The sequence below is a fragment of the Reyranella sp. genome, assembly GCF_965279625.1.
Taxonomy (GTDB): Bacteria; Pseudomonadota; Alphaproteobacteria; order Reyranellales; family Reyranellaceae; genus Reyranella.
Genome location: NZ_OZ257251.1, coordinates 22,534 through 48,628, shown reverse-complemented (window position 1 = coordinate 48,628; position 26,095 = coordinate 22,534). Strand labels below are relative to the sequence as shown.

Here is a 26,095-nt window from a genome sequence, read left to right as displayed (position 1 = left end):
TCTTGGACGCTACCTCGGGCTCTGCTGCTGGGGCGGAGGCGGGTCATAGATCACAGGCGGGAGCGGGCCAGGTGGCACCGGGGTTGGAGGGAGGGGCGGATTTACAACCGGCGTGACCGGCGGCTGCGACGGATCAGGCGGCGTTATGGAATTTACTAGACTGGCAAGCTCCGGTCCGGAGACACCTCCCGGCACGCCGAGCCTCTCGGCAATCAACTCCTGCATGGTCTGACTACCGACGGGTCCCAGTGCACCCGCATAATATTGACCGTTGGGAGGCGGAATGAGGGGATCGCTTGTGCTCAAGGCTTCCAGCCCGCCGGGCAGGCCGCCGACCGGCGCAGTGTTCTGAAGGGGTGCTGCGGACTGCAGCGGGCCGGAGTTTTGCAGCGAGCCATTTGTTTGCATCGGTCCGGCGCTTTGGAGAGGGCCGGCGCTCTGGAGCGGTCCTGGCGTCTGGATCGGACCGGCTCCCTGCAAGGGACCGCCATTCTGAAGGGGCCCCCCCTGCAGCGGCCCTCCTTGGGCCTGGTGAAAATCGCCGTCGGCGTCGTCGTCCCAAGGCCCTCCTGCGGGACCAGCACCCCGCATCGGCCCTGCCCCCGAAAATGGCCCTGCACCGTAGCCAAGACCAGCCACCGGTGGGCGATCCGGCTGCGCCTGTCCGGTCGTCGGAGCAATCTGGGCAGCCCCGCTCGCCGCCCACAAAAGAGCGGTTAACGTCACAAGACCCTGCGTTCTTAGTGCAATCTTCGCCATATCGCCTATCCAGCCGCGAGGAGCAACCATGCGCGGCCAATACTTTGAGGCTAACCCACAAGCTTTTAAGCGGTCGGACCGGTCCCACCCAATCCGAAACAATTTAGTAGCCAACCAAGTGCAAAATGCCAAGCCCTCGCTGGCCTGAACTGAGTCAACTTCACACGATACGGGGCGAAGCCACGCGCCCTCCCCGCAAATTCACTGAGCGCAAAGCCGACGCCACCTGAAACATAGGCTCCGAAGCCCAGTTCGGCAAATAATATTGCAGTTAAAAAGCAATAAACAATCTTGTCAGGTCCGACCGGAAATTAGAGCAATATCAATGCATCTCTCCCAGACCGCCTCGGTGGCGTGAGTGCTCGGCCAATTCTTCTAGCGCCGCTGCGAAGCCCTGAAAATCTCCGCAAGAGACGCGCCAGTATCCGGCCGCGGCGGGCTGCGCGAGCAGATTCACGTCCGAATCGGCGCTTCCCACGAAGAGGACGGGCTTTCGCGAGTCGATACACGCATAAATTTTGGACGGCATGACATAGCCTACGAAAGAGTCACGCAGCGTCACGAGATGAGCTGCGGGCGCCCGAAGTAGCCCTGCCAGCTTTTCCAATGGAACGGGCGCCGACCGATGGAATGGCAGACCAGCGCTCCGCAACCGCTCGGAAATCGCTTCAGCTCCCGTGCCCGTCGCACTGAGCCACAGTCGGACCCGGCCGCTTCCCTCGCGATGATGAAGCTCATAGCCCCGCACCACCGTTTCGATTTCGTGGGCCACACCATAATTTCCGGAATAGAGAAGCACGCACGTGCCGGCGAGATCGGCCGGCAGCGGTTCAGTTGGACCGTCCGCGGCGAAGGTTACAGGCGACCCGTCCCTCACCAGTGCGATTCGGTCGGCCGGCACCCCGGTCGACCGGAGACGCCGCCGCTGATCCTCGCCCAGAACCTCGAAACTGTCGACGCGTCGACGCCAGAAGTTCGTCAGCCGCAGCAACAGGCCGAGAGCGAGAGAGGGCCTTTCATGAGCCGCGATCAGGCATTCAGGATGAAAATCGGTGATCCGGTAGACCAGGCGCCCTTTCCATAAGGGCTTCAACGGCACCAGCAGGTGGATCAGGAACGGCGGCGATCCCGTGAACAGGATGCCATCGGCCACCCGAAGCGCACCGAAGGCTGCCAGCACCAGACGCAGGTTCGTGCCGATCGTCCACATCATGCGACCCAGCAATGAACTTCGCGGGACCGGTCGCGCGGATAGCCGGATCTCCGTCAGGGTCCCGCGGCCTCGTTCCCGATGAGCTTTCGTCTCGGCCCCGCTGGTCAAGCCGACCAAAGTGACAGCGTGCCCCTGTTCCGCCAGCGCCTGCGCGCGCACCTGCATGTATTGCCCGACGGCGCCGAAATCCGGCGGCAGCCAGTCGGCGATGACGACGATGCGGCGGTCCTTCGCAGGATCGAACGGGCTTTGTTCCAGAAGTGCCATCACGCAGCGGGTCGCGCTGCCGGCGCGCCGGCGATCGAGCGATAGAGCTCGGCCATCCTGCGAGCGACCGCCGGCCAGCCATAGTGTTCGATGACATGCCTGCGCCCCGCCTCGCCCCGCTGGCGGCAGAGTTCCGGGTCAGCAAACAGCGTTCGCAAACCAGCGGCAATGGCAGAAGGTGTCGGATCCACCACCAGCCCCGCTTGCGTGTCACGCACGATCTCCGACATGCCGACGTCGGGCGTGGCCACGACCGGTAGCCCGCGGCGCATCGCCTCGAAGGCGGCGATACCGAAATTCTCCGACAGCGACGTCATCGCGAAGAGACGCGCAGCGGCAAACAACGCCTCCTTGTCTGCGCCGGAGACATGGCGCGCGAGGATCGTCACTCGGTCGGCGACGCCCAGTCGGGCCGCCTCGGAGGCCAGGAAGTCCGCATGTCCGCCGGCATCGTCGCCGGCCATGACTGCCCGCACCGTAGGCGCCTCGGCCAGCGCCGCGATCACACGATCGAGTCCCTTCTCCCAACTCAACCGCCCAAACGACAGGACCATCGGACCGCCGGAAATCGCCGCAATGATATCAGGCGACAGCGCGGCATCCGACGGCGGTGGCGGATCATCGACACCGTGCGGGATCGTAACGATGGGCGGCAGGCGCCAACCGAAGCTCGCAATATGTTGCGCCTCGATCGCCGACGTAGCGTGAATGACGGCGGCCGCCTCGAGATTTCGGCGATCCACCAGACGAATCCAAGCTTCCTTCACCCAGCGGCTCTTCCGTCGAATCAACTGGGGCACGAGCATACCGCGCGGCGAGATCACGTAGGGAATGCGATGAGCGCGCGCCGCCCGGGCACCGGCGAGGATCGGCCACAGAAAAACAGAATGGAGATGCACGGCATCGAAGGAGCCAGTGGACGCCTCGAGGGCCCGTCGCATGGGTGGAGACCAATAGAGGCGTCGTAACCGGCGGCTCGGGAAATAGGTCACCTTCACCCCTTCCACGTCGACCGGCGTCATATGCGGCACATCGCTGTTGGATGGACCATCCACGCTGGTGGTGAACACCTGGACGTCATGGCCGGCTGCAGCCAGCTCCCTGCACAGCGCGTGAACTGATCGGATCGGTCCCCCGTACCGCACCGCCGGCAGATAGGTGGGCACCACGTGAAGAAGGCGCAACGACTGGTCCACTGATTGCAACGCTTGATGTAACGACCCAATTAATAGCATAGATATTGCAGAAATGTGCTGCGTTATCGAATGAAACTCTGGGTCGACTCCCGTCCATCGCTGGTCGGAGCACTGCTTGCCGCCACCGCGTTTCTGCTCTGGTTGGCGTCATGTCTGCCTGGCGCGTTTTGGTTCGCCCTCCCCTTCGCGCTCTTCTATTCGGCGCTGACGGTCCTCGCATGCCTCGCCTTGGTGCGAATCCGGATGATCGAGCGTTGGCTGGATTGGGATTCGCCGGGCCGGCTGCTGATCCTGGCACCTCACGAGGACGATTGCGTCATCACCGCAGGTGGACTCGGGCTGCGCAACAGCAGCCTGGGCGGCGCCACCCGCGTTGTCTATCTTGCGCGCGACGAGACACCTGGTTTGCCGGAGCGGCGCGAGGCGGAAGCCCGCACTGCTTGGAGCGTTGCAGGGCTTGGGGAGGCCGACCTACGCTTCTTCGATCTAATGCCGCCGCTTGAATGCCGCGATCCGGAGAAGCTGCGAAGGGCTGCGACAGCCCTGCGCCGCATCATCAACGAATTCGAGCCGACCGTCGTCGTAATGCCGGCCTTCGAAGGTGGTCATATCCATCACGACATGGTGGCGGCCCTGATCAACCGCCTGATCACGCCTGCCGACCAGTTCACCGTATTCGAGGCGCCGGAATACAGTCCCTATGTCTCGCTGCTGAACACACCGCACCGAATCCTCGCGCTTACCGCACGATGGCTCTTCGGCGTGGTCGCCTATGTCGGACCTCCCGATGGAATCGACGGGGGTCCGATCCTGAAGCTTCGCATGGCTGCGCGCGAACTGGCCGACAAGCGGCGCATGCTGTCGGCTTTCGTCAGCCAGAATGCTCCGTCGCTGGTGGCCACGCGCGGCTATCCCGACCGGCTCGTTGCGCGCACGGGCGCCCTCCACAGGCGCCATCCCTTCGCCTTCGACCGATCCTACCTACGCCTCGTGCTGGGCCTGCACGGTCACCTACCGGCCGGCCTCGTGAACCGGCTCCTGCCGGTGCAGCTCGGCACCATCGGCCGGATGGGCACGATCACAGACTGGAATGCCGAATGGAACAACGTATGACCGGCTTCGCCTCCGATCTCACCCATGTCGCGTACGAGTCGCCAGACATCGTTGCCCTCTACGCCGGTCCGGACGGACTACAAGAGCCGGAAGCGACGCTTCTGGCCCAGCTCGGCTCCTCGCTTGGGGAAATTGAAATGCTCGACATCGGCGTCGGCGGCGGCCGGACGACCCGCCACTTCGCGCCACTCGCCAAGACTTATCTTGGCGTCGACTATTCCTCGGCGATGATCGAGCGCTGCAGGCTGGAGTTTCCAGCCTTCCGGTTCGCCGTCGCCGACGCTCGCCGCCTGGATTTCGCAGCCGACGAAAGCTACGATCTGGTCCTGTTCAGCTACAATGGCATCGATCATCTGGACGCCGTCGAACGCCAGATGGCGCTCAGGGAAATGCACCGGGTGCTGCGACCCGGTGGTTTGATGGTGTTCTCCAGCCACAACGCGAACTATTTGCCGGCGATCATCGATCGCTTCCGCTTCCGCATCAAACCCGGCCTACGCGAGACGCTGCGCTCGTTCAAATGGTCGAGCGTATTCTGGTTGAAGAACGGTCTTCTTGGGTACCGCATGCCGCTCGCTGCCGGCCGCGTTCATGACGGTACCCATTCCTTCCGGTCATCCGGAATCTACTATGTGCGGCCCGATCTCGGTGTCGCCGAATTGCGCCAGCTGGGCCTGATCGACATCGCCTGTGCGGGCAACGAAAGCCGCGAGTTCGTACCGGGCGACCATCCGGGCCTGCGACAACATAAGGACCCTTGGATCTATTACGTGTCGCGCAAGCCGGTCCACGGCTGAAATGGCGCCGTCCCTCGAACTCGTCACGTCGGTCGAGGCGTTCGAACGGCTGCGCCCTGAGTGGAACGAGCTCGTCGACTCCATGGAGCATCCGGAGATCTTCTATCGCTGGGAATGGAGCTTCCTCTTCTTCCGGCACTGCCGGGCCGGTGACGAGTTGTTCATCGTCGTCGCGCGCGACGCCCCCGGCGCGCGGATATCGGCCCTCGCGCCGCTTTGCCTCCGACGCACCCGCCGGCTGGGCGTCGGCGTCACCGTGGCCGAGACGATCGTCGCCGGCCTCGCCGATTATCAGAACTTCCTGATCCGCGGGGGAGTTCACAGGGGCCGCGCCGTTGGCGAGATCCTCGACTTCATGGCCGCCCATGCCAGGCACTGGGACGTACTCGACCTCCATCAATTCTGCAGCCGCGATTCCACGACGTTCCAGATCATGACCGCGGCCCAGAACCGTCATGACTGGACGGTACGGACACATATCGAGACGCCGGTGGCGGTGCGTGATCTGCGACCCGGGCGTGCCGCCCAGGACAACAAACAACTCCGCCAGATCTCCAACAAGCTGAAGACCCTGCAAGCACGCGGTTTCGAAGTGAAACTCGAGTGCGGCGATATTGCCACCCTTTGGCCGGTTTTCCGAGACCTCCACATCCGCGCTTGGCCCGGCAGCCCCCTTGCGCGGGACGACGAAGGTCAGTTCTTCGACGCACTCGTCTCGAGCGAAGGCATGCAAGATCACCTAAATCTTTCCTTCTTGATGTCGGAGGGGAAGGTCACGGCAGCTTGCTTTGGCTTCGTCGATGCGCGGAAAGCCTACTACTACATGCCAGCACGCGATCGCGCGTTCGACGTCGACCGGGTGGGCGCCGTTCTATTGCTGGCGCTCGTCGACCACTACGCGAAGTCACGCACGACCTTCGACTTCATGCGAACGCTCGGCACTTACAAGACCTGGTATACCGATACGATCGACGTGAATCTCCGGATCGTCATTCATGGCAATACGAGCGGCCGGGCTTTCGCTTACGGCCTGTACGACGTCACACGGCGCTTCCTTGTGGAACTCGGCCTGCCGCGCGCACTGACTCGCCTCCTCCAACGCAAGCGCCCGCCCGCCTCCGGTCAGTGAGGGCCGTACTTGTCGACCAGTGCCAGATAGGCTCTCGCCTGGCCCTCAAGGGTGAATTTCTCGACGATCATCTCGCGCGGTGCAAAGAGCTCTGCCTCCACGCCGAACCAGAACTTGTCGAACGCCGGCAAAAGGTCGCCGCTGCCCGTGAACTTGGTGCCGCACCGCTCGTCCCAATAGGGGACCGACGAAACCGGACCGAAGCGCACGAGATGAGGCACGTACTTCCGGTCGGTCCACAGTCCTTCCCGATCCCAAGCGAACAGCGGCACGTTGGAGGACAACATCTGCTGCGCGGCAAAACCCTGCGTCTCGTGATGGCTGAGATACACCATGGCTCGGGCACGCTTGCTGAGATCGTACAGAGTCTTCTCGCGATAAGAACCGTATCGTAAGACCTCCACCGTGAGACGCCGGCGCCGAAGTTCTGCCAGCAGTGGGTCGACGATGCTGCGCGTGTAGCGGTCGCGATGGCGAAAGATCTTGTCGTAGATCAGAACGTCGACATCCCTGTTGGCTCTCTTCGACGGAGACCAGCGATCGGTATCGATGCCGCAAGGCCAGAGGCTGACATTGCCGGGCCAGACAGACGAGAACATGCGTTCGACCCACGGGCTGGGCACCAGCACGCGGCAAATGTTGCGGCGGCGCAGCAGATCGGGATCGTCGATCGGGTGATTGTAGATCGACGTGCCGAACAACATGGGTGTTTCGAGCGCAAACTTCGGCAGGATGTGCGGCTGGCCGATCAGGCAGGCCAGCTCGTGTGGATGCTTGCGGATGTGCCTATAGTCGTTCACCCGATAGGGCACGTTGAGACGGTCGAGTCCGGCACACAGATTGAGACAGACCCGCATCGTCCCGCCGGGCTGCTTGGGACCACGTAACAGCCAGCGCACCAGACGCCGCGGATAGCGGTCCAAGGGTGCCCAACGGTCCGCTTCGGGCTCCTCATAGAAGATATTGAGAGGCGCACGCGAATTCATGATCCCCGGCGCCGCCGATGGTCCATGATCTCCCGATAGAGCCGTGCCATCTCGCCCCCGATATCGTCGACAGACCTGGTGCGGCGCATGTTACTCGACAGTCGCGCCACCTCGTCACGGTTGGTGGCAGCGACCTGAATCGCCGCCGCCCATGGCCGAGGATCGTCGAACGGCAGCAACCAGCCGTCCACACCGTGATGCACGCGCTCGGCAATTCCGCCGAGATCGGCGCCCATCACCGGAATGCCCAGCGCCCGCGCCTCCTGCACGACGATCGGGCCGGTCTCCATGTATCGCGACGGCACTGCGAGAACGTCTATGTCCGCGAGGAACTCCGGTACCCGTTCGTGCTCGACGAGCCCCACCAACTCAATGCGAGCATCTCGGCGCGCCGCGGCTTCCATCTCGAGGGCGAAACGCTTGTCCAGACCGACACCTGCAATCCGCAGCCGCACGGGCAGATCCACGGGCAGCGCCGCGAGCGCCCGAACCAGAAGATAAGCACCCTTGTAGGGATCGAGGCGCCCCAGGAAACCGATCACCGTTTCCTTGTGCCCCTGCAGCGGCCGCTCCTTGCGATTGGAGAATGCCTCGCCTGCAGCCTGGCCCGACACCACCATCTTTTCAGGCGGAACGCCATTCGCGGCAAGTGCTGCGCGAACCCATTCGCTGGGCACCACGATGCGTTCGCACAAAGTCGTCATAGAGCGCAGATGACGCGCCTTCGTAGCAGCAGCCGCTCGCGCGGACAGCAAGGTCCCCGCACGCGGCGAAAAACGCGAGACCGCGCTGTCCGTGAAGTCCAAGCGCGGGAGCCACGAAACGAACGAGGCTGCCGGCGCCGGCAGGCCCCTCTCCAGCGCCCAGCATCGCGCGCAGCGGCGATCGTCGATGTAGCCGTCGCATGGGCGCTCATCGTTGAGCAGCATGGTGCCGCGCATGCAGATCGGCGACGGTACATGCACCGTGACGACGCTCGGAATACCCATGCGTGCCACCTGGCGCAGATGCTCCAAGCCTGCCCCACTGGTCCACGAATGCAGGTGAAAGAGGTCCGGTTTCGCGGACTCGACGATTTCCTGGAACAGGGTGCGCCGCATGCGCACGTCCGGGTCGCCGGCACGCTGGATTTTGGGCGCATCGATCGGATAGCGCACGACCTCCGCACCGTTCCAGGAGTAGCGGTCGTACTGGTCGTCCGTTGCGGCGACGATCGTGCTATCGATCGAGTTGCGCGAGAGGGCAGACACCAGATCGCGCACATAGACCTCGGTGCCGCCTGTCGATTCGGGAAAATAGAAGCCCGCACAGTGGACGACGCGCAGTCCTTCGCCCGTGGTCGCGGGCACGCCTGCAGCCGGAGGGATCATTGCGGCAAGGCCCTAAACGCCAGCAACCGCTCCGTCATGGCGAAACCCAGCATCTTGTAGGCGAAGGCCAGCGCCGGCCGTACCGGTGGAACGAAGTCCGGATCGAGCCCCCTGATCCAGTCCACGACCTCCGCCGCTTCATTGGGATAGGCCCGCGCGAACGAGCGCACATTGGGCCACAGCATACCGATGGCGGCGCGCTTTCGGCGCGGGGTGAGTTCACCGCGCTGTTCGAGCAGGCCGAGCGTCTTGCGGTAGATCGAAATGTGGGTCCAGTAACCGAGATCGCGCTTGAAGCCGGTGGTGCGCTGCAGCCGTTCGCCGGCGTGACGGCGGTGCACGAAGGCCGGCTCGCGATAGACGGCCAGGCGCGGCTTACGCATCGCAACCTCCAGGACGAACAGCCGGTCATCGCGCAATGCGAAGTCCTGTCGGTGCGGAATGCCCTCGATCAGGTTGCGGCGAAACAGGAAAGCCGAATAGTGCGACGACCAGCCTTCGCCCAGCTGCTGGGCGATGAAGTCGTCGCAATCCTCCCAAGCATTGACCTTCCGCGTCCCGCTTTTATCGTCGTAGTCTTCGTAACCCGCGACGATGAGATCGACAGCACTCTCCCGGGCGAGCGCCAGTTGGCGCGCGTTGGCATCTCGGCAAAGCCAGTCGTCGGAATCGAGGAAGCGCACAAACTCTCCGCGTGCCGTCCGAAGCGCCGTCTCGACCGCCCAGTCCTTGCCCCAGTTATCGGTTCGGATCGCAACGATGTCCCGCTGCGTCTGCAGCCAGTCCCATGTCCCATCGGTACTGCCGTCATCCACGACCACGATCTCGACTTTCGCGCCCGCGCAACGGCAAGATTCGACAGCCTGCGGCAGGGCCCAAAGCCGGTTGTAGGTTGGGATGACGACGGAGATATCGGTCACATCGTCACCTTAGCCGACTCGCGGCGGCGAGAGTATCCGCGGCTTCGAGGATCCCCTCGGCGGCCCGGGCCGGCGAGTAGGTCGCCATCCGCTCCGACAATGCCCGGCGCGTCGTGCCGGGATCCAGGGCGAGAACCGAGGCAATCGCCGCTGCCAGCCCTGGAACGTCGCCAAGGGGGGCGACCGCGCCGGTAACGCCGGGCTGCACCAGATCCGGCCCGCACCCGACCGCGTCCGACACCACGGCGGGAACGCCGCACGCCATCGCCTCGTTTACAACGAGGCCCCAGGTCTCGACGGCGATAGATGGCAGGACGAGGACATCGGACGAGGCATAGACGGCTGGCAGCCTGCTCTGGTTCACGAAGCCCAGGAACCGCGCCTCGATGCCGCCAGCTCGGGCGGCCTCCTCCATCGGCGCCTGCAGCTCGCCCGCTCCCGCAATGGCGAGTTCGACAGCCTCTCCTCTCGCAGCCAGTCGCGCGGCGGCTTGCACCAAGTCCATCGGCCGCTTGCTCTGTACCAGCCGGCCGACGAAAAGCACCCGCCGCCGACTCCCGGCTCGGCCCTGCCCGCTTGCCTCACGCGCCGCGGCGCTTGCCTGCTCGAAGGCATCGTTGTCGACGCAGTGCGGTGAGAAGAATAGACGGCGCGACGGCACGCCATAATTTTCGAGGTATTCGCGATTGCGCTGGCCGACATACAGGCAGGCGTCGAACTGCTTCAGCATGTGCGGGAAAATCGCGCTCTTGACGAGACCGACGACGCCGGCGCGCTGCCCCGCAAGCTGCGAATCACCTCGTACCATGACCGGGATTCGCGCGTGGCGGCACGCCCGCACCGCCTGCCAGTAGGAGCGCAGCGACCAACCCGGCACGACGAAGGCGTCGAAACGGCCGGCTGGAATCCGGTCGGCAATCTCGGGCGTATTGCAGCCGGCAAAGGTTTGGGTCGATGGAGTCCGCGCCATGTTCTTGAGGAAATGGCTCTCGTAGCCGGACACGAGATCGACGTCCCAGTCGAAGGCGACGCCGTAACCGGCGCGGGCTTGCGCGCTGGCGTCCTGCCGATGGGCGAAGAACACGGTGAGGTCGCAACGTCGCGCCAGCTCCCGGAAGATCGGCGCGTAGTACTGGATCGGATGACTGACCAGGAAGCCGATTCGCCGCTTCATGGACGCACCGTCCGGGCGCAGGCGCGATCCAGCGCCTCGGCGAACAGGCGCGTCGATTCCCGCGCCGAATATGCCGCGAACACGCTACGGTCCGCCGAAGCCGCCTCGAAGACCGGGCGATCGATGAAGTCCTGAAGAGTCGATGCCACGGTATCCGGAGGCGGCAATTCGGCTTCGGTCAGGGTCAGCACCTCGCCGACATGAGCGGAGCGAATCATGCTCACCGCCGTGCTGTCACGGTGGAGCAAAGCGAAGACCGGCCGCTCAGACAGCATCGCCTGGAAGACCTTCGACGGTGTGTAGTGCGGCTCGGTCGAGCCCAACACCAAGACGGCGTTGCAATGCATCAGGTGGTTCAGCGTGTCGACATAGCCGATGCGATGGGGATGCTCCTCCACCATCTCCTCGACACCGGCCGCACGGGCCCGCGGCAGCACGCGGTGGCCCTTCGGATCGTCGGGCGAGCTGCCCGTGCCAACGAAATGCACGCGGAATCTGGCCGCGACCTGCGGCGTGCGCTCGCGCAAGATGCGCAACCCCGCCAGGAACGCGTCGAGCACGACAAATCCAGCCGGCAGCAGCGCACCGGCATAGATCATGTGAAACCGGCCGTCCGCCGGATCGAACAGGAAAGGCGCGCGCCCGAGACGGCGCACCAGCGCATAGTCCTCCGGGGCCGTGCCCATCGGCATGTAGGCGAGCTCAGACTGCGAGGCGACCTTGGGATTGCGCTCCAGCATGCCGGCCACATAGCCGGGCGCCATGGCGGTGATCAGTGCCGCGTCGCGCACCGACCAGGGCTCGAGGATTTCAGCCAACCGGTTCGAGGCCCAGGCGCGGCTGAACGGTTTCTCGTTTCCCGTCCACCGGTTGACCCAGGGATCTTGGTAGTCGATGCCGAACGGCAGCCCATGGCGCAGGTGCATGAGACGACCGACCGGCGCGAGGAAGTTGGACGGGATCGTCACCATGACGAAGTCGATCTCGCCCGCCTTCGCCAGCTTAGCCAACGCGCGATAGCACCCCCAGAACGACCGGATGCCGATATCGCCGACCAGCCGCACGTGACGCGTCGACAGGGTCGTCGCATGCACCACCCTGAGGCCGGGCGCCACCAGTCGCTCGAGGTCCGGATCCGGCCGTTCCTCGTACTTCGCCCGGTCGCCGGTAACGACGATCGGCTCCCAGCCGAACTCCGGCAGATAGCGGGACCACAGACGTGCCCGCTGCGCTCCCACAAGGTTGCTCGGCGGAAAGTGTCCGCTGACCAGGGCGAGGCGTCGGGTCATGTCTGCCCCAGGCGGGCGCGCACCTTCGAATAGAGGTCGACGTAGCGTTCCACCACCGCATCGGCCGAAAAGTGATCGACGGCGCGGCGCCTGCACTCCGCACGGTCCAGTGTGCCGACACGCTCGACGGCATCGCAGCCTTCCTCGATGGACTTGATCAGAAATCCGTCGACGCCCAGTCGCACGATTTCTGGCAGCGCGCCGCGTGGACACGAAACGACCGGTGCGCCGCAGGCGAGCGATTCGGCGAACACGATGCCGAAAGGCTCGTCCCACTGGATCGGCACGACCATGGCCCTCGCGCTGCCAAGCAAGGCGTTCTTCTGCACGTCGTCGACCGGTCCGACATACTCGATACCACCCCTGCCGATCTCCGGCGCGATCCTCTCGCGCCAGAAGCGGCCTTCCGGGTCGTCCCGATCGGAATGATTGCCGGCGATGATGAGCCGGCGGCCAGTGCGCCGCGCAATCTCGATCGCCCAGTGCGCACCCTTGATCTCTTCGACGCGGCTCAGGAAGACCAGCGGTGCGTCTTCCGCCACGGCGACGCCGAGCGTTAGCCCTTCGGTATCGGCGAAGTTCGGAATGCCGTGCCACTCGCCCCCCGCCGGCCGGCCGCGCCGCGCAATATACTCGCTGCAGCCCGTGAAGGTGATACGCCCGGGAGCGGCTAGTCGGGCCGCGAGACCGACGGTGCGGGGCGTCGGCTCGCGCTGGAAAGACATGACCAGCGGGATGCGGCCGCGCAGAAGCGGCAGCAGATAGGCGATGCGCGAGAAGCTATGGACGACGTCCGGCCTGAAGGCCCTGACCGCCCGGGAAAGCGCGATCGTGTTCAATACGGTGTCGCGCCTCGACAGCGAGCTCGCTCCCGGCCAGGGGAAGAATTCATCGCAGGGACACGCCGATCCCGGCCGCGCCACCAGCCCGACCGTATAGCCGGCGGCCCGCAGCCAGCGCACCAGTACATCGACAATCCGCTCGATCCCGCCGTAGAGGCGCGGCGGGACTTCGATCTCGGGATCGGCCGTCAGCAAGAGACGCATCAACGCACCCTATCCTGTCGCGCGAAGGCGGCGGCCACCGATTGCAGCAGCACGTTCTGTTCCCGATCCCAGTTGTAGCGCTCACGACCCAGACGCCACGCGGCTTGCGAAGCCTCTGCCAGTCGGGATGCGGAGGCAAGCGCATCGAGGGTCACGGCCAATCCCGCCGGATCGTCCAAGGCACAGAGCCGGGCCGCTGGACCGAGGTCCGGCGCCAAAAGTTTCTGCGCCGGGGTGTCGCTCATGACGACCGGCACGCCTGCCAGCAAATAGGTGAAGACCTTGTTGGTGAGGCAGAGCCGGCGATTCTCGCTGACATCCGTCTCCAGCGAGAGGCCGACATCGTAGTCCGCAGCCAGCCGGACCATCTCCGATGGAGCCGCCATCGGCAGGAGCTGCACCCTATCACCAAGGCCGAGAGAGGCAGCGAGAGCCATGAGCGCGTCGCCATGCCCCCATCGATTGCTGCCCCTGATATCGAGCGTTACCCGCGTTGTGGCCAGCGACATCGCCTTGATGAATGCCTGCAGACCACGATCGAGGCCAATCGTCTGCGAGAACCAGTAAGCCCGGAATGTCCGCGTTCCCTCCGCGGCTCGGGCGGACCTTTGATGAGACGGTGCCATCGCCAGCGGAAAGACGTTGAGCAGCGTCGCAGGGCAGGCCACGCCATAGCGCGTCGCATAGGCCTTGCCGATCAGCGGTGCGGCCGCGGTCATGTGCGAGCATGACGGCAGGATGGCCTGCTCCACGGTCTGAATCATTCTCATTCGGAACTCATCCCCCGGCGCATCGGTGCCTTCGCCCGAGTGGAAGTCTTCGGCGTCGAATCCGATGAGAGCGCCGTGGCGTCGCGCCGCGGCGGCCACCGCCGGCAGGGCCGCCACATAATGCGCGATATAAAGATCGGCTGGCACCTCGGGCGCGCGTCGCATCAGCGCGCCGACGGGCGTGCGGGCACTCAGTGCCGCCACACTGACGGGTACCGAGCTCCCCAAGCTCGAGAGCATTCGGGCAAGCTGCTCGACCGCCCGCGCCCTGACACCTTCGCCCCGCGCGCGTGGCACCCGGATCGCTTTCCAGGGAGCGACGGCCTCGATCTCGTCGTCGGCCTGGCGCAGTGCTTCGTTGTAATCGCAGACGATCGCGGTGACGTCGTAGCCGGCGCCGTGCAGCGCGTCCGCCTCCTTCAACACCCGCGGATTGGAAGCGAGATTGCCTGGACTGACGATGCAAACCGCGCGGCGCATGGTTCGGCGGTCAGGCCCGCTCAGGCGACTTGGACTCGATGCGCAGCGGCGACGCGAGCTGCATGGCCAGGACGCCGTGGCCGAGGTTCTGCTTGAAGTCGTAGGCGATGCCACCGGGACTCGAAGCGGCGACATGGAAGGGCACTGCGTTCGACACGGCATGGTCGACGACGATGGTGAGGGAGTTCGTCGAGATGTCGAAACTGTAGTCGCCGGACGCCAGGAAGAGCGGCTGCAGGCTCAGCGTGCATACATGGCGTCCCTGGCTGGGCAACGGGGTCTGGGAGAAGATGCTCGACGAATAGAAGCCCACCGGCAGATTGTTCGCGTCACGAAGCTGAAGTTCGAGGCCGAGCCCCGGCATTTCCGTCGTCTCGACTTCGACCCTGAGATTGAACGGCGTTCCCGGCTCATAGGTGTCCGTGGGCAGTCCCTGTGCGTCGAGCAGCTCGGCAGAGAGGATCGCGGAATGATGACCGCGTCCCCAGTCCCGCTCCACCTTGCCCTTGCTGAGCGATGCCGAGTACCGGGCGATCGCGCTTTCGATCGGCCCGTCGAAGATGAGCTGGCCGCCCTTCAGCACGATGCCCCTTCGCGTCAGCGCCGCGACCGCCGCGAGGTTATGGCTGACGAACAACACGGTGCGGCCGGCGCTGGCGACCGCCGACATGCGGTCGAGGCAGCGCTTTTGGAACTCCGCATCGCCGACCGCCAATACCTCGTCGACGAACAGGATCTCGGTCTCCAGATGCGCTGCCACCGCGAAGGCCAGGCGAGCATACATGCCGACGGAGTAGCGCTTGACCGGCGTGTCGATGAACTTCTCCACGCCGGAGAAGTCGACGATCTCGTCGAACCGCGCCACCACCTCTTGGCGCGTCATTCCGAGGATGGCGCCGTTCAGGAAGATGTTCTCGCGGCCCGTCAGCTCCTGGTGGAAGCCGGTGCCGACCTCGAGAAGGCTCGCGACCCGGCCGTTCAGTTCCACCCGGCCCAGCGTCGGCTCGAGGATGCGCGACAGAATCTTGAGCAATGTCGTCTTGCCCGCGCCGTTGTGGCCGATGATGCTGACCACCTCCCCGCGCCTGATCTCGAAATCGACGTCGCGCAGCGCCCAGAATTCCTCGATCTCGTCGCCTTCGATCACGGCACGGCCGCGCAGCATGTCGGCGCCACGGCGGACGATGCCGCGGGCGGTGCGCACCAAGGCTTCGCCGAGGATCGCCGAATACTCGACCTGGTGCCCGATGATGAATTTCTTGCCGAGCTTCTCAGCGCGGATGACGACGTCGGACATGGTCAGATCAGGTCGGCAAAGCCGCGCTCGGTACGGCGGAAGGTATGGATGCCGAGCCAGAGCATGCCGGCGGTCACGAGCATGCTGACACCAAAGCCTGGCAGATAGAGCGGACTATCGCCACCCAGGATCGCCCATCGGAATCCGTCAATCACGCCGACCATCGGGTTCATGCTGTAGAGGAGCTGCCACTCCGGCGGCACGACCTTGGCGGAAAAGCCCACCGGCGAGACATAGAGACCGATCTGGACAACGAACGGGATGACGAAGCGGAAGTCGCGATACTTCACGATCAGCGCGGCGGCCCACAGGGCCGGGCCGATGGCCACGAGAACGGCCAGGACGACGAACACCGGCAGCAGCAGGATGTGCCAATCGGGTACCACGCCATACCAGGCCATGACGCCGACGAGAATGACGAGGCTCACGCAGAAATCGATCAGCGCTACCATGACCGTGGCGAACGGAATGATGATGCGCGGAAAGTAGACCTTGCTGACGAGCTGTGAGTTAGTAACCACACTGTTGGACGCGTCGCTCAGGATCGACGAGGCGAGCGTCCACGGCAGAAGGCCGGCAAAGACCAGGACGGCATAGGGCGCGTCGCCTTCGGTCGGGAGTTTGGCGAGCGTGCCGAACACGATGGTGAAAACGACCATGGTTACGAACGGCCGGACGAAGGCCCAAGCCAGACCGATCACCGTCTGCTTGTAGCGCACCGAAACGTCGCGCCATGCCAGGATGAGGAACAGTTCGCGGTATCGCCACAGATCGCCCCAGTACTGGCGGTCTGCACGTCCGGCTTCGAGGACGAGCCGCTGCGAAGGGCGATCACTGGATATCATAGGCCTGAAGTCATACGACGCGGCTGGGCGGCTAGGCGAGCATAGAGTGAGCGCGCCGCGGCGGCAAAATGCGTCTGCCGATAGGGTTCGACGGCCGCCGGATCGGCCCTGCCCCGCTCCAGCTGCTGCTCGATCGCGGCCGCCAGCGCAGGCCGGTCGGCAGGATCGACGATGACGCCGACCCGCTCGTCGGGAATGGCGTCGGCGGTGCCGCCACCCTTCCCGCCGACGACGCGCAGACCGCAAGCGGCCGCCTCGAGATAGACGATTCCGAACCCCTCCTCAGTGCTCGGCATCACGTACAGGTCCGCCAGCCGGTAAAGATCGGGTAGGTCCGCATCGGGGACGAATCCCAGAAAATGCACCGCGCCCGGCGCCAGCTCGCCGGCGATGGCTTCCAGCCGCACCCTGTCGTCGCCGTCTCCCGCCACGACATGGACGAGGTCGGGGAATTTCTCCCGCAGACCTGCCAGGACCGAGAAGACCGGCTCATGGCCTTTGTAACGTTCATTCGAGGCAAGCCGTCCGACCGTCAGGAGGATGGGACCTTTCCCAAGATTCAGCCTGTCGCGCAGCGCCGGCGACGGCGGCCCAGGCGTGAAAACATCCTGCACCGTGTCGGGGAGGACGCGCACCCGCTCGGGCGGCAGGTCGACCCAGGCCAGCAGGATGCGACGCGTCTCGCGGCTGACTGTGCTCACCATGTCGGCGTAGCCGATCACGCGCCGCACGAGCCCGCGACGATCCTTCCAGATGTCGGTGCCATGCGCCTGCACCCAGTAATGCGCACCGAACGCGCGCGCGATCAGGAAGCCCAACGGCGCCATGAAGACGTGACCGCAGAAGACTGTATCGATGGGGCGGAAGCGCCACGCGGCGACGAGCGCCGCCAGCGAGAATCTCAGCCGGCCGAAGATCGGTGGATTCTGGCGAACGCCGGGCGGAAGCACCTGGCCACTCGCGTCGCCGTGTCGCGGCAGGATCAGAATTTCCGTGCTGCCGTCGGCCAGCGCGTCGAACAGGTCCTGATTGTAACGCGCGATACCACCACGTGCGCCGTAGCAGTCGCCGACAAGAGAAAGGATGCGAGCCCCCATGGTGTCGCTCAGGCCGCGGCCGGTCCGGCCCAGCCGGTGCGCCAGACCTCTAGCGCCCACGCCCGCGACGCCGCCGAAAGATCGATTCCGGACCGCTGAGGTGCACCGCTCGCCTCGCGCAGCCAGCGGCCGACCGGCGTGGAGAAGCCGGTCTTGCGTCGGTGACGAACACTGTCCGGCAACGGCGGCTGGGGCACTTCGGCGATCGCGTCCTTGGCATTCAGGCCTGCAAGGACCGGGCCCGAGGGCAGCGCGGCCAGGAAGAAGGCGTCCACGAATGGAACGCGAATCTCAACTCCATGGGCCATTCCAGCCCAATCCGCATCGCGCAGAAGCTGGTTGCGCATATAGAGCGATGTCTCCAGCGCCGCCACCCGGTCAAAGTCGCCGAGCGCATGGCCGGTCTCGATCGCTGCAGCGATCCGGCTGAGCGGCGCCAGGCGACGGATGCCCTCCTCGACCAGCGCCGGATTCAGCACCTCGTCGAGTTCCCACGGCATGTAGACACTCCGCCGCAGCAGATAGGCACCCGCCCAGCTCCCGCCATACTGCAGCACGCCCGCGGCCTTAGGATGCAGGCGAAGTCCGGCGGCGATCGCACCCGACAGGCCGTGCCGCACCAGTGCCCCGAGACCGGGCACCCAGGAGACCGGGCGCAGCCAGTGCACGCTCCGCGGCACGTCGGTGAAGGACGGGTACCCGCCGAAGCACTCGTCGGCGCCCAGCCCGCTCAATGCGACCTTGATCCCGGCGTCGCGCGCTGCCTTTGCGACGAACCAAGTGTTGATGCCGTCGACAGTGGGCAGGTCCATCGCATCCAGCAGGGCCGGCAGATCGCGCTCGAACTCCGCGCGGCCGACGGTCTGCACGATGTGACGCGCGCCGTACCGTGCCGCGACCTCCGCCGCCAGCGGTGCCTCGTCGAGCGCCAGCCCTTCGAACTCCTGGAAGCCCAGTGTCACGGCGGTGATGTCGCGCGCGCCGAGCTCGCTCATCGTTCCCAGCAGCGCCCCCGAATCGATACCGGCCGACAGGAACACCGCGACCGGAACGTCGGCCACGAGATGATGACGAACGGAATCGCGGACAGCCGCGGCGATGCTTGTACGCGGATCGCCCGGCACCGTCTCCGCCCTTCCGGCGAGAGCGGCTGCCACGTCATAGTAGCGCTGCGGAATGCCGGGCCCGGTGCCATCCACAGTGAGCGTCGTTCCAGCCGGCAACGACTGGATGCTGCGCCACACGGTGAAGGGCTCGGGCACGCTGCCGAAGAGATGGAAACCGACGATGCCCGCAGGGTCCGGATCGCGCGACACTGCACCGCCCGCCAGCAACGCCTTGGCCTGGGAAGCAAAGCGAAGTGTCCAGCCGTCATCGGCCCAATAGAGCGGCTTGATGCCGAGGGGGTCGCGCGCCAGCAGCAGCGTCCGCTTGTCGGCGTCCCACAGGCCGAAGGCGAACATGCCGCGTAGCCGGCTGACCATGGCCGCGCCATACTCTGCGTACAGCTGCAAGAGAACTTCGGTGTCCGATTCGCTTCGGAACCTGCGGCCCCTTGACTGCAACTCGGCACGCAGCTCGCGGTAATTGTATATCTCGCCGTTGAACGTAATCGTGAGGCGGCCGTCGGCCGTGTGCATCGGCTGCGCGCCGCCCTCCGACAGGTCGATGATGGCGAGCCGGCGATGACCGAAACCGGTGCGGCCCCCTTCGCTCAGCCACAGGCCGCTACCATCCGGCCCCCGCGAGACCATGCGCTCGTTCATGCGAGCAAGTTCGCCCCGGTCAACCCGAGGCGCGACATCCAGATAGGCGTGGATCCCTGCTATGCCGCACATGAGTGTCGCCGGAATCTAACGGGCGCCGGTGCCGCGGAGCACCACGGCGAAGGTCCTGAGCACGATCACGAGATCGAGCCACAGCGAGCAATGCTTGAGATAGTACAGGTCGTATTCGAGCTTGGAGCGCATCGCGTCCGCCTCGTAGGCATAACCCTGGTTGACCTGGGCCCATCCGGTGATGCCGGGCCGCACAATGCCGCGCAACGCGAAGTACTCGATGTCACGGACATAACCCTCTTCGAGCGAGGCGGCCTCTGGCCGGGGACCGACCCAGCTCATGTCCCCTTTGAGGATATTGAAGAGCTGCGGCAACTCATCGAGCCGGCAGAGCCTCAAGAAGTGCCCGCTGCGCGTGATGCGCGGGTCGGCCGACGTCGTGAAACTGGGGCCAGGCATGCCGACGAACATTGTCCGGAACTTGATCATGCGGAACGCCCGCCCGCGTCGGCCTATGCGGGTCTGGAGAAAGAAGACGGGTCCCGCACTGTCCAGCCGCACCATCAGCGCTACGACCGCCAGCACTGGCAGAAACACCGGCAGCAGGAGAACGGTCAGTCCCAATTCGAGGACCCGGCGAACGACCAGATACTGGCGCGACGGCAGCAGCGAGCCGAATTCGTTCGGCGACAGGCCGCTGAGCGGCGTGCGACCTGTCATGGTCTCCACAACATAGCGACGATCCAGGACCGGCACGCCGGCGATGGCGGCATCGGCAAGTGCCGAAAGCGTCCCTTCTTCGAGGTCGCCGCTCAGGTCGGCCACGATCGCGTCCACCCTCAGGCCACGCCGACGGACAGTGTCGAAGTCGAGCCATCGGCAGGTCGGGAGTCGCGGCATCGCGGCAATCGCCGAATACGGGGTCACGGCATAGTTGCGCACGAGGTACCGTGCGCGGAGTTCGGCGATCACCCCCATCCAGAGCACCGTGAGAATGCCGCTGCCGAACAGCTGGACGCGCGAATAATCTAGACGCAGCAGCAGAAGCACGGCGGCGATAAGTGCGTAGGTGATGACAGCCACAGGCGCCACGTGCGCAACGTTGAGGCCGGCGCCGGGAAAGGCCTCAAGCCTGCGCCCACAGTACCATACGGTCGCGTAGGCGGCGGCGGTCACTAGGATCGTGAGTTCCGAAGCATCGAACGGGCCGATGAAAGGCTCGTCGTTGGCGTATAGCGGTATGGGCAGTACGACACAGAACAGGAACCCCAGGACCGCGTCGACCCAGGTCTCGATGAAGCGCTGCGGTGCCGAGCGCATGCGCGGCGTTGCGGCCATCCGTTTTTCTTCGGAAGACGCACCTGCCCCGGCCGTGACTTCTCTTTGCACGCCGACTCCATTTGATCCGCTGGCCAACTTCCCAGAATCGGCCGACCCACTACTTGAATACGCGAAACTTCCCCAAGCGGATTTTCGCACCCCGTTTCATAATTGCACTTTGAATGATCATTTCGTCAATGGCCGCGAGAGACAAAAATCGGCACCGCCCCATCCCGCCGGCCGAAAGACTGGGCCCAACCCATTCCGAGCAGGGCAGCCGTGGCGAAGCCGATGGCCGGGATCTGCAGACTGAAATCGACCAGCGAATGCAGGATGGAAATCGCGGCAACCGAGAATGCCGCGGCCGGCAGATATCGCCGCGAAAGTCGACGCTTCAAGGCGCCGCGAAGACAGACGGCCCAGAGCAGTAGCACCACCAGGATTGCGGGAATCGCCGTGATCACACCCAGTTCCACAATCGTCTCCAGAGGGGTCGAGTGCGCGATATCGTTGGGCTGCAGGCTGTCCGAAGGCTGCAGGAGGGTGAAGACGTCGCCGAAGCCGCCCAGCCCCCAACCCAGCCACGGTGACATTCCAATCGCCTGGATCGCCGCCAACCAGATGCGCAGGCGGGACGCATCGTCGGACGCTACGGCGAACTTGGTAAGCAGCGCACCCCCGGCGATGATCCCGACGAACAAAAGCGCCACGATCCCCAGAATGAATGCCGCCCCGAGCCGCGGATGCGATCTCCAGCGGCCTCTCATCATGAGCAGGCCGAGGAAGAGCATTCCCGCCACCGACGCGCCAACCCCGGCGCGCGATGCCGAAATCAGCAGTCCGCCCAGCATCAGGAGCGACGCGGCCAAGAGGACGACACGGGGTGTGGTGAGCCAGTCGATGAGACGGACATCCTCCTCTTCGTAATGGCCGTAGGGCACGTGCGCCTTCTTCGGGTTCCCTCCGAACAGGAGCGCTAGGGCCGCCACTACACACATGCCCATGTAGCAGGCGAAGGAGTTGCTGTTCACGAAGGTGCCTCCCATCAGGCAGCGATCGCCGGGAGTGAATTCGAACTGCTTGCGCAAGTAGCTGCCGAGGTAGCAGGAGTTCGTCGAGACCTGCATCGCAATGCCATAGCTCACGACCAGCACGCCGCTCGCGACGAGTGCAACGAGCGACCACCGCGCATTGTCGCGGTCCTGGCTCAGTGCGCGTGCGGTCAGGAAGATCAACGCACAGGCTAGGCATTTCAGTAGCGAATTGCGGGCGGCGTCGGCCGCGATCGCCGGAATCGGGGCATGGGCCTTGCCTAGGATCTCAGCGGCGCGGGCGAACAGCCAGGCATCGGCCGTGAGTGGCGTCCATGTCGTGGTCTGCCACAGTGCGAAGGCCGCGAAGGAAAGCCAGCAGCCGAGTAGCATCGCCAAGGGCAGACGTTCCGCTGCCCCCACCGCATGGCGATCGCGGACACCGATGCCCAGGGCAACCGGGATCGCGATCAAGCCGAACAGCACGCAGAGCGGCGCCCATGCCCAATCCCGGTTGCCGCCCATCGGCAAGGCGGCCAGACCGACCAGGCCGAAGAACATGAAGACGGCAATCTTGTCGATCGCGCGACGGGCGAGCCCCCACAAGTCGCGATCGATCATCACGCCCGGTTCCTGGCCCTTCTCGATCCGCCGGCTCATGGGGTCTTGCTCCGGCGCTCCCCCAGCAGGCGCGAGAGTTCCTCCTGGGCGCCGGCTTCACTGCGCACGTAGTAGCGGACGAAAAGCTCGTCGATCGGCGTGCGGATAGCGTCCACGAACCATTCGTGACTGGCCGAAAGCTGCCAGGTCCGCACGATATAGAGGGCGACCTTCTCACGCTGGGAGCTCGTCAGGACCTGCCAATGGTCGAGTATCAGTCTCAACCGCGCCGGCCACAGGGGCAGAAGCATCGGTGCCGTATCGATGGACATGAGCAGTGGAGCGACGGACCTCTGCGAAGGCCCCTCGAGGGCCATCCGGACGGACGAGAGCCTGAGCCACTGGATGCCGCGGACGGGATCGTCGCCCAGACCGAGACTGAGATCATTTTCGGCACGCAACAGCCATTCGGTGCGCTGCTGGTCAGTCGGCGCAAAATTTGGCGAGAGGGCGACACCGGCCAGGAGTTCGGACCTCTGCAGATGACGACTAGCCGTCGGATCGGATTCGACCGCGCGGTCGAGCGCATCGATCGCATTCAGCACAGCGTTAAGCGAGATCTTGTAGTTGAGACGAAGCGCCGTCGTTGCGGTGTCGGCCTGCTGGGCCTGCCAAGCGCTCTTCGTTACTGGCCAGGCGAGCCAGACGAGGAGAGCCCCGCCAATGCCGAGCAGTACCCGCATCAGCCCATCGATTGAAATGCCCAGAAATGCCCCCAGCATGATCGGGTCGCATCACGCCCCGAGCGCACTCAAGCGCTGCCACGCCAGCATGTCAAAGGGCTTTCGGGGGACTTGTCGGCGGAACAGACGGCCGCGCAGCGGGAGCCGATTCAGGCGTCGGCTGCCGCGCTTCTGGGGACGAGGGCTCCAGTGGCACTACGCCATCGGCAACGGGAGCCGGGCTCAAGGTACGCACCTGAACGTCGACGGCAGCGCTCACCGTGACATCGGGCGAGCCCGTGAAGGTGCCTTTGATTGGCATCGCCTGCTCGGGGTCGCGCGCGACCGCCACCCGGATCAGGCGCTCGCTACCAATGATGCCGTTGGTCGGGTCGAATTCCACCCAGCCGGCTCCCGGAAGGTAGACTTCCATCCACGCATGAGGATAGGCGTGCGTCGTCGCTTCTCCCAGCGCGGTGTCGAGCGCGGGATCGTACAAGTAGCCGGTGATGAAGCGCGCCGCGAGACCGAGCGAGCGGCAGCATTCGATCATCAGCAGGGCATAGTCGCGACAGGTGCCGCCGCCGGTCTCGAGAGTCACTGCCGGGACCTGGGTCCCGATCTCGAAACGCATGGCATATGTCAGCTTTTCCTGGATGCCCACGCACAACCGCTTCAGCAACCCGAACGTATCATTGCCACCCGCGCCTTCCATGAACTGCTTGGTCCAGGTCCCCACCGTCGAATTCGGATCGGGATAGGAGCGCTCCACGTAGCGTGCGAGATCGGGCGCCTCCTCGGAGGCATAGCTGAACGGCAAGGTGCGCGCGAATTCCTCGATCGGCGGCAGCTCCGGCGGTACACCGAAATGCTCGAGCTCGATCGTGCTGACCAGCTCGAGGACCTGCGTCGTACCGTCGAAAGACGCGATCGCGATTGAGTTGCCGAAAGGATCGTGGATCCATCGGACATGGGCTGCCGGTTCGATCACCAATCCAGTGTGAAGCAGTCGCAGGTCATGACTGTCACGCGGGCGAAACATCAGCCGGTGGTCACCGAGCGTCACCGGCTCGGAATACTCATAACGAGTGCGGTGGACGATCTCGAGAGTGCGCATCAGGAAGGATAATGCCTCAAGGCTTCCGCGGTTGCACCTGCGGTGAACTCTCTAACAGTGCGGAGCCTCTAAAACCGACTGTCATAGGCGCGTCAACAGGTCGGGCGATTGTCCCGGTACCTTCTCAAGGGGGACAATCATGACAAACGTCGCCATGCAGGCGCCGCCGATCGAACCGGCTGCGCCCGGCTCACGCCCGAATCTCGACAAGGGCTTCAATCCGATTTCGCTGATCCTGTTCGTCGGCCTGCTGGCGGGCGGGTTCCTATACGTCATTGACAGCGTCTACGCCGACGTCAACTCGTCGGGCACCAAGATCACGACCCTTCTGCCGTTCCTTTTGCTTTCCGTGGCACTGCTGATCGCGCTGGGGTTCGAGTTCGTGAACGGCTTCCACGATACCGCCAATGCGGTCGCCACGGTGATCTATACCCACTCGCTGCCGGCAGAGCTGGCCGTCGTGTGGTCGGGCATCTTCAATTTCCTGGGCGTATTGACCTCCACCGGCGCCGTCGCCTTCGGCATCGTCTCGCTCCTGCCGGTCGAGCTGATCCTGCAGGTCGGCAGCAGCGCCGGCTTCGCCATGGTCTTCGCGCTGCTGATCGCCGCCATCATCTGGAACCTCGGCACCTGGTGGCTCGGTCTCCCCGCCTCGAGCTCGCACACGCTGATCGGCTCGATCATCGGCGTCGGCATCGCCAACGCCCTGGCGCACGGCATGGACGGCACCTCGGGCGTCGACTGGAGCAAGGCGACCGAGATCGGCTACGCGCTGCTGCTCTCGCCGCTATTCGGCTTCTGCGCGGCGGGCCTCGTTCTGCTGTCGCTGAAGGTGTTGATCCGAAATCCCGCGCTCTACGCAGCGCCGAAGGGCAAGGAGCCGCCGCCGTGGTGGATCCGCGGCATCCTCATCCTAACCTGCACGGGCGTCAGCTTCGCGCACGGCTCGAACGACGGCCAGAAGGGCATGGGTCTCATCATGCTGATCCTGATCGGCACGGTACCCACCGCCTACGCGCTGAACCGTACGCCAGCACCGAGCCAGATGGAGTCCTTCCAGGCGGCCTCGGCCGCCGCGGTGGTCGTGATCGAGAAGCAGGCCACGGGCCACAACGCGCTCGGCAATCCGCGCCCCGCCGTTACGAGTTTCATCTCGCAGCGCAAGATGAACGAGGGCACCTACGTCTCGCTTGCTGCGCTGGTCAAGGAGATCGCCGCTCAGGTCGATAGGTACGGCTCGGTCGACAAGATCCCGGCCGACGCCGTCAGGAACACGCGTAACGACATGTACCTCGCGTCGGAAGCTCTGCGCTTTCTGATGAAGGACAAGGAGAACTCGCTCGCCAAGCCCGAGGTCGAAGTCCTCAATACCTACAAGAAGGAGCTCGACATGGCGACGCGCTTCATTCCCATCTGGGTCAAGGTCGCGGTAGCCATCGCCCTCGGTCTTGGCACGATGATCGGCTGGAAGCGCATCGTCGTCACCGTCGGCGAGAAGATTGGCAAGAGCCACCTCACCTACGCGCAAGGCGCGTCAGCGGAGCTGGTCGCTGCCGGCACTATCGCCGCCGCCGACATCTACGGTCTGCCGGTGTCCACAACTCACGTCCTGTCCTCGGGTGTCGCGGGCACCATGGCGGCCAATGGCTCTGGCCTGCAATGGGCCACGGTTCGCAACCTGCTGATGGCCTGGGTGCTCACCCTGCCGTGCGCCATTGCACTATCGGCGAGCCTCTACATGATCTTCCTCGAGATCTTCTGAGGGGACCCTCCAAACCG

21 protein-coding genes are annotated in these 26,095 nt (G+C 64.8%); 4 read left to right on the top strand and 17 right to left on the bottom strand.

Annotation, left to right across the window (positions count from 1 at the left end; translation table 11 throughout):
* Positions 1-1,081: 1,081 nt before the first annotated feature.
* Together ACQY78_RS00245 and ACQY78_RS00240 are read right to left on the bottom strand one after the other, a co-directional pair.
* Positions 1,082-2,239 (bottom strand): hypothetical protein, encoded by a 1,158-nt coding sequence (locus ACQY78_RS00245; protein ID WP_428681627.1) that lies wholly within the window; start codon positions 2,237-2,239, stop codon positions 1,082-1,084.
* On the bottom strand, positions 2,239-3,435 hold the full coding sequence (locus ACQY78_RS00240) for a glycosyltransferase (RefSeq protein ID WP_428681625.1): 1,197 nt from the start codon (positions 3,433-3,435) through the stop codon (positions 2,239-2,241). The genes ACQY78_RS00245 and ACQY78_RS00240 overlap by 1 nt, the downstream gene beginning before the upstream one ends.
* Positions 3,436-3,678: 243 nt before the next feature.
* Between ACQY78_RS00240 and ACQY78_RS00235 the strand changes: the two genes are divergently transcribed.
* From ACQY78_RS00235 to ACQY78_RS00225, 3 genes are read left to right on the top strand one after another with little or no spacing between them, the layout of a single operon-like run.
* The gene (locus tag ACQY78_RS00235; RefSeq protein ID WP_428681623.1) at positions 3,679-4,548 is read left to right on the top strand and encodes a PIG-L deacetylase family protein; all 870 of its coding nucleotides are present in this window, start codon (positions 3,679-3,681) and stop codon (positions 4,546-4,548) included.
* The gene (locus ACQY78_RS00230) at positions 4,545-5,345 is read left to right on the top strand and encodes a class I SAM-dependent methyltransferase (RefSeq protein WP_428681621.1); all 801 of its coding nucleotides are present in this window, start codon (positions 4,545-4,547) and stop codon (positions 5,343-5,345) included. The genes ACQY78_RS00235 and ACQY78_RS00230 overlap by 4 nt, the downstream gene beginning before the upstream one ends.
* Before the next feature lies 1 nt (position 5,346).
* Positions 5,347-6,474: a GNAT family N-acetyltransferase gene (locus ACQY78_RS00225; protein ID WP_428681619.1), complete on the top strand. Its 1,128-nt coding sequence runs from the start codon at positions 5,347-5,349 to the stop codon at positions 6,472-6,474.
* Here ACQY78_RS00225 and ACQY78_RS00220 read toward each other — a convergent pair.
* The 15 genes from ACQY78_RS00220 to ACQY78_RS00150 form a co-directional block, all read right to left on the bottom strand.
* Positions 6,468-7,460, bottom strand: coding sequence for a glycosyltransferase (locus tag ACQY78_RS00220; protein ID WP_428681617.1), 993 nt, complete (start codon positions 7,458-7,460; stop codon positions 6,468-6,470). The two genes, ACQY78_RS00225 and ACQY78_RS00220, sit on opposite strands and share 7 nt — an antisense overlap.
* Positions 7,457-8,809, bottom strand: a complete 1,353-nt coding sequence (locus tag ACQY78_RS00215) for a glycosyltransferase (protein ID WP_428681615.1) — start codon at positions 8,807-8,809, stop codon at positions 7,457-7,459. The genes ACQY78_RS00220 and ACQY78_RS00215 overlap by 4 nt, the downstream gene beginning before the upstream one ends.
* A gap of 17 nt (positions 8,810-8,826) precedes the next feature.
* On the bottom strand, positions 8,827-9,750 hold the full coding sequence (locus ACQY78_RS00210) for a glycosyltransferase family 2 protein (protein WP_428681613.1): 924 nt from the start codon (positions 9,748-9,750) through the stop codon (positions 8,827-8,829).
* 4 nt (positions 9,751-9,754) lie between these two features.
* Positions 9,755-10,924, bottom strand: a complete 1,170-nt coding sequence (locus ACQY78_RS00205) for a glycosyltransferase family 4 protein (RefSeq protein WP_428681611.1) — start codon at positions 10,922-10,924, stop codon at positions 9,755-9,757.
* Complete coding sequence (locus ACQY78_RS00200) at positions 10,921-12,213, bottom strand: hypothetical protein (RefSeq protein WP_428681609.1); 1,293 nt, start codon at positions 12,211-12,213, stop codon at positions 10,921-10,923. The genes ACQY78_RS00205 and ACQY78_RS00200 overlap by 4 nt, the downstream gene beginning before the upstream one ends.
* Entirely contained in the window at positions 12,210-13,259 is a 1,050-nt protein-coding gene (locus ACQY78_RS00195) for a glycosyltransferase (RefSeq protein ID WP_428681607.1), read from the bottom strand. Before ACQY78_RS00195 ends, ACQY78_RS00200 begins: the two co-directional genes overlap by 4 nt.
* On the bottom strand, positions 13,259-14,509 hold the full coding sequence (locus tag ACQY78_RS00190; RefSeq protein WP_428681605.1) for a hypothetical protein: 1,251 nt from the start codon (positions 14,507-14,509) through the stop codon (positions 13,259-13,261). The genes ACQY78_RS00195 and ACQY78_RS00190 overlap by 1 nt, the downstream gene beginning before the upstream one ends.
* 10 nt (positions 14,510-14,519) lie before the next feature.
* The gene (locus tag ACQY78_RS00185) at positions 14,520-15,806 is read right to left on the bottom strand and encodes an ABC transporter ATP-binding protein (protein ID WP_428681603.1); all 1,287 of its coding nucleotides are present in this window, start codon (positions 15,804-15,806) and stop codon (positions 14,520-14,522) included.
* 2 nt (positions 15,807-15,808) lie between these two features.
* Positions 15,809-16,651 (bottom strand): ABC transporter permease, encoded by an 843-nt coding sequence (locus ACQY78_RS00180; protein ID WP_428681601.1) that lies wholly within the window; start codon positions 16,649-16,651, stop codon positions 15,809-15,811.
* The gene (locus tag ACQY78_RS00175; RefSeq protein WP_428681599.1) at positions 16,648-17,748 is read right to left on the bottom strand and encodes a glycosyltransferase family 4 protein; all 1,101 of its coding nucleotides are present in this window, start codon (positions 17,746-17,748) and stop codon (positions 16,648-16,650) included. Before ACQY78_RS00175 ends, ACQY78_RS00180 begins: the two co-directional genes overlap by 4 nt.
* An 8-nt stretch (positions 17,749-17,756) precedes the next feature.
* Positions 17,757-19,586, bottom strand: a complete 1,830-nt coding sequence (gene asnB / locus ACQY78_RS00170; protein WP_428681597.1) for an asparagine synthase (glutamine-hydrolyzing) — start codon at positions 19,584-19,586, stop codon at positions 17,757-17,759.
* A 15-nt stretch (positions 19,587-19,601) separates the two neighbouring features.
* The gene (locus ACQY78_RS00165; RefSeq protein ID WP_428681595.1) at positions 19,602-20,864 is read right to left on the bottom strand and encodes a sugar transferase; all 1,263 of its coding nucleotides are present in this window, start codon (positions 20,862-20,864) and stop codon (positions 19,602-19,604) included.
* A gap of 176 nt (positions 20,865-21,040) precedes the next feature.
* The gene (locus ACQY78_RS00160; protein WP_428681593.1) at positions 21,041-22,537 is read right to left on the bottom strand and encodes an O-antigen ligase family protein; all 1,497 of its coding nucleotides are present in this window, start codon (positions 22,535-22,537) and stop codon (positions 21,041-21,043) included.
* Positions 22,534-23,220: a hypothetical protein gene (locus tag ACQY78_RS00155; protein ID WP_428686551.1), complete on the bottom strand. Its 687-nt coding sequence runs from the start codon at positions 23,218-23,220 to the stop codon at positions 22,534-22,536. Before ACQY78_RS00155 ends, ACQY78_RS00160 begins: the two co-directional genes overlap by 4 nt.
* A 91-nt stretch (positions 23,221-23,311) precedes the next feature.
* On the bottom strand, positions 23,312-24,316 hold the full coding sequence (locus tag ACQY78_RS00150) for a transglutaminase family protein (RefSeq protein WP_428681591.1): 1,005 nt from the start codon (positions 24,314-24,316) through the stop codon (positions 23,312-23,314).
* Positions 24,317-24,455: 139 nt separating this feature from the next.
* Between ACQY78_RS00150 and ACQY78_RS00145 the strand changes: the two genes are divergently transcribed.
* On the top strand, positions 24,456-26,078 hold the full coding sequence (locus tag ACQY78_RS00145; RefSeq protein ID WP_428681589.1) for an inorganic phosphate transporter: 1,623 nt from the start codon (positions 24,456-24,458) through the stop codon (positions 26,076-26,078).
* Positions 26,079-26,095: the final 17 nt, after the last annotated feature.

Bases quoted from the DNA above. Each gene is read 5' to 3' on its own strand.
- ACQY78_RS00245 (WP_428681627.1), bottom strand. From the start codon at position 2,239: ATGGCACTTCTGGAACAAAGCCCGTTCGATCCTGCGAAGGACCGCCGC.
- ACQY78_RS00235 (WP_428681623.1), top strand. From the start codon at position 3,679: ATGATCGAGCGTTGGCTGGATTGGGATTCGCCGGGCCGGCTGCTGATC.
- ACQY78_RS00230 (WP_428681621.1), top strand. From the start codon at position 4,545: ATGACCGGCTTCGCCTCCGATCTCACCCATGTCGCGTACGAGTCGCCA.
- ACQY78_RS00225 (WP_428681619.1), top strand. From the start codon at position 5,347: ATGGCGCCGTCCCTCGAACTCGTCACGTCGGTCGAGGCGTTCGAACGG.
- ACQY78_RS00220 (WP_428681617.1), bottom strand. From the start codon at position 7,460: ATGAATTCGCGTGCGCCTCTCAATATCTTCTATGAGGAGCCCGAAGCG.
- ACQY78_RS00205 (WP_428681611.1), bottom strand. From the start codon at position 10,924: ATGAAGCGGCGAATCGGCTTCCTGGTCAGTCATCCGATCCAGTACTAC.
- ACQY78_RS00200 (WP_428681609.1), bottom strand. From the start codon at position 12,213: ATGACCCGACGCCTCGCCCTGGTCAGCGGACACTTTCCGCCGAGCAAC.
- ACQY78_RS00195 (WP_428681607.1), bottom strand. From the start codon at position 13,259: ATGCGTCTCTTGCTGACGGCCGATCCCGAGATCGAAGTCCCGCCGCGC.
- ACQY78_RS00190 (WP_428681605.1), bottom strand. From the start codon at position 14,509: ATGCGCCGCGCGGTTTGCATCGTCAGTCCAGGCAATCTCGCTTCCAAT.
- ACQY78_RS00185 (WP_428681603.1), bottom strand. From the start codon at position 15,806: ATGTCCGACGTCGTCATCCGCGCTGAGAAGCTCGGCAAGAAATTCATC.
- ACQY78_RS00180 (WP_428681601.1), bottom strand. From the start codon at position 16,651: ATGATATCCAGTGATCGCCCTTCGCAGCGGCTCGTCCTCGAAGCCGGA.
- ACQY78_RS00175 (WP_428681599.1), bottom strand. From the start codon at position 17,748: ATGGGGGCTCGCATCCTTTCTCTTGTCGGCGACTGCTACGGCGCACGT.
- asnB (WP_428681597.1), bottom strand. From the start codon at position 19,586: ATGTGCGGCATAGCAGGGATCCACGCCTATCTGGATGTCGCGCCTCGG.
- ACQY78_RS00165 (WP_428681595.1), bottom strand. From the start codon at position 20,864: ATGGCCGCAACGCCGCGCATGCGCTCGGCACCGCAGCGCTTCATCGAG.
- ACQY78_RS00160 (WP_428681593.1), bottom strand. From the start codon at position 22,537: ATGAGCCGGCGGATCGAGAAGGGCCAGGAACCGGGCGTGATGATCGAT.
- ACQY78_RS00155 (WP_428686551.1), bottom strand. From the start codon at position 23,220: ATGCGGGTACTGCTCGGCATTGGCGGGGCTCTCCTCGTCTGGCTCGCC.
- ACQY78_RS00150 (WP_428681591.1), bottom strand. From the start codon at position 24,316: ATGCGCACTCTCGAGATCGTCCACCGCACTCGTTATGAGTATTCCGAG.
- ACQY78_RS00145 (WP_428681589.1), top strand. From the start codon at position 24,456: ATGACAAACGTCGCCATGCAGGCGCCGCCGATCGAACCGGCTGCGCCC.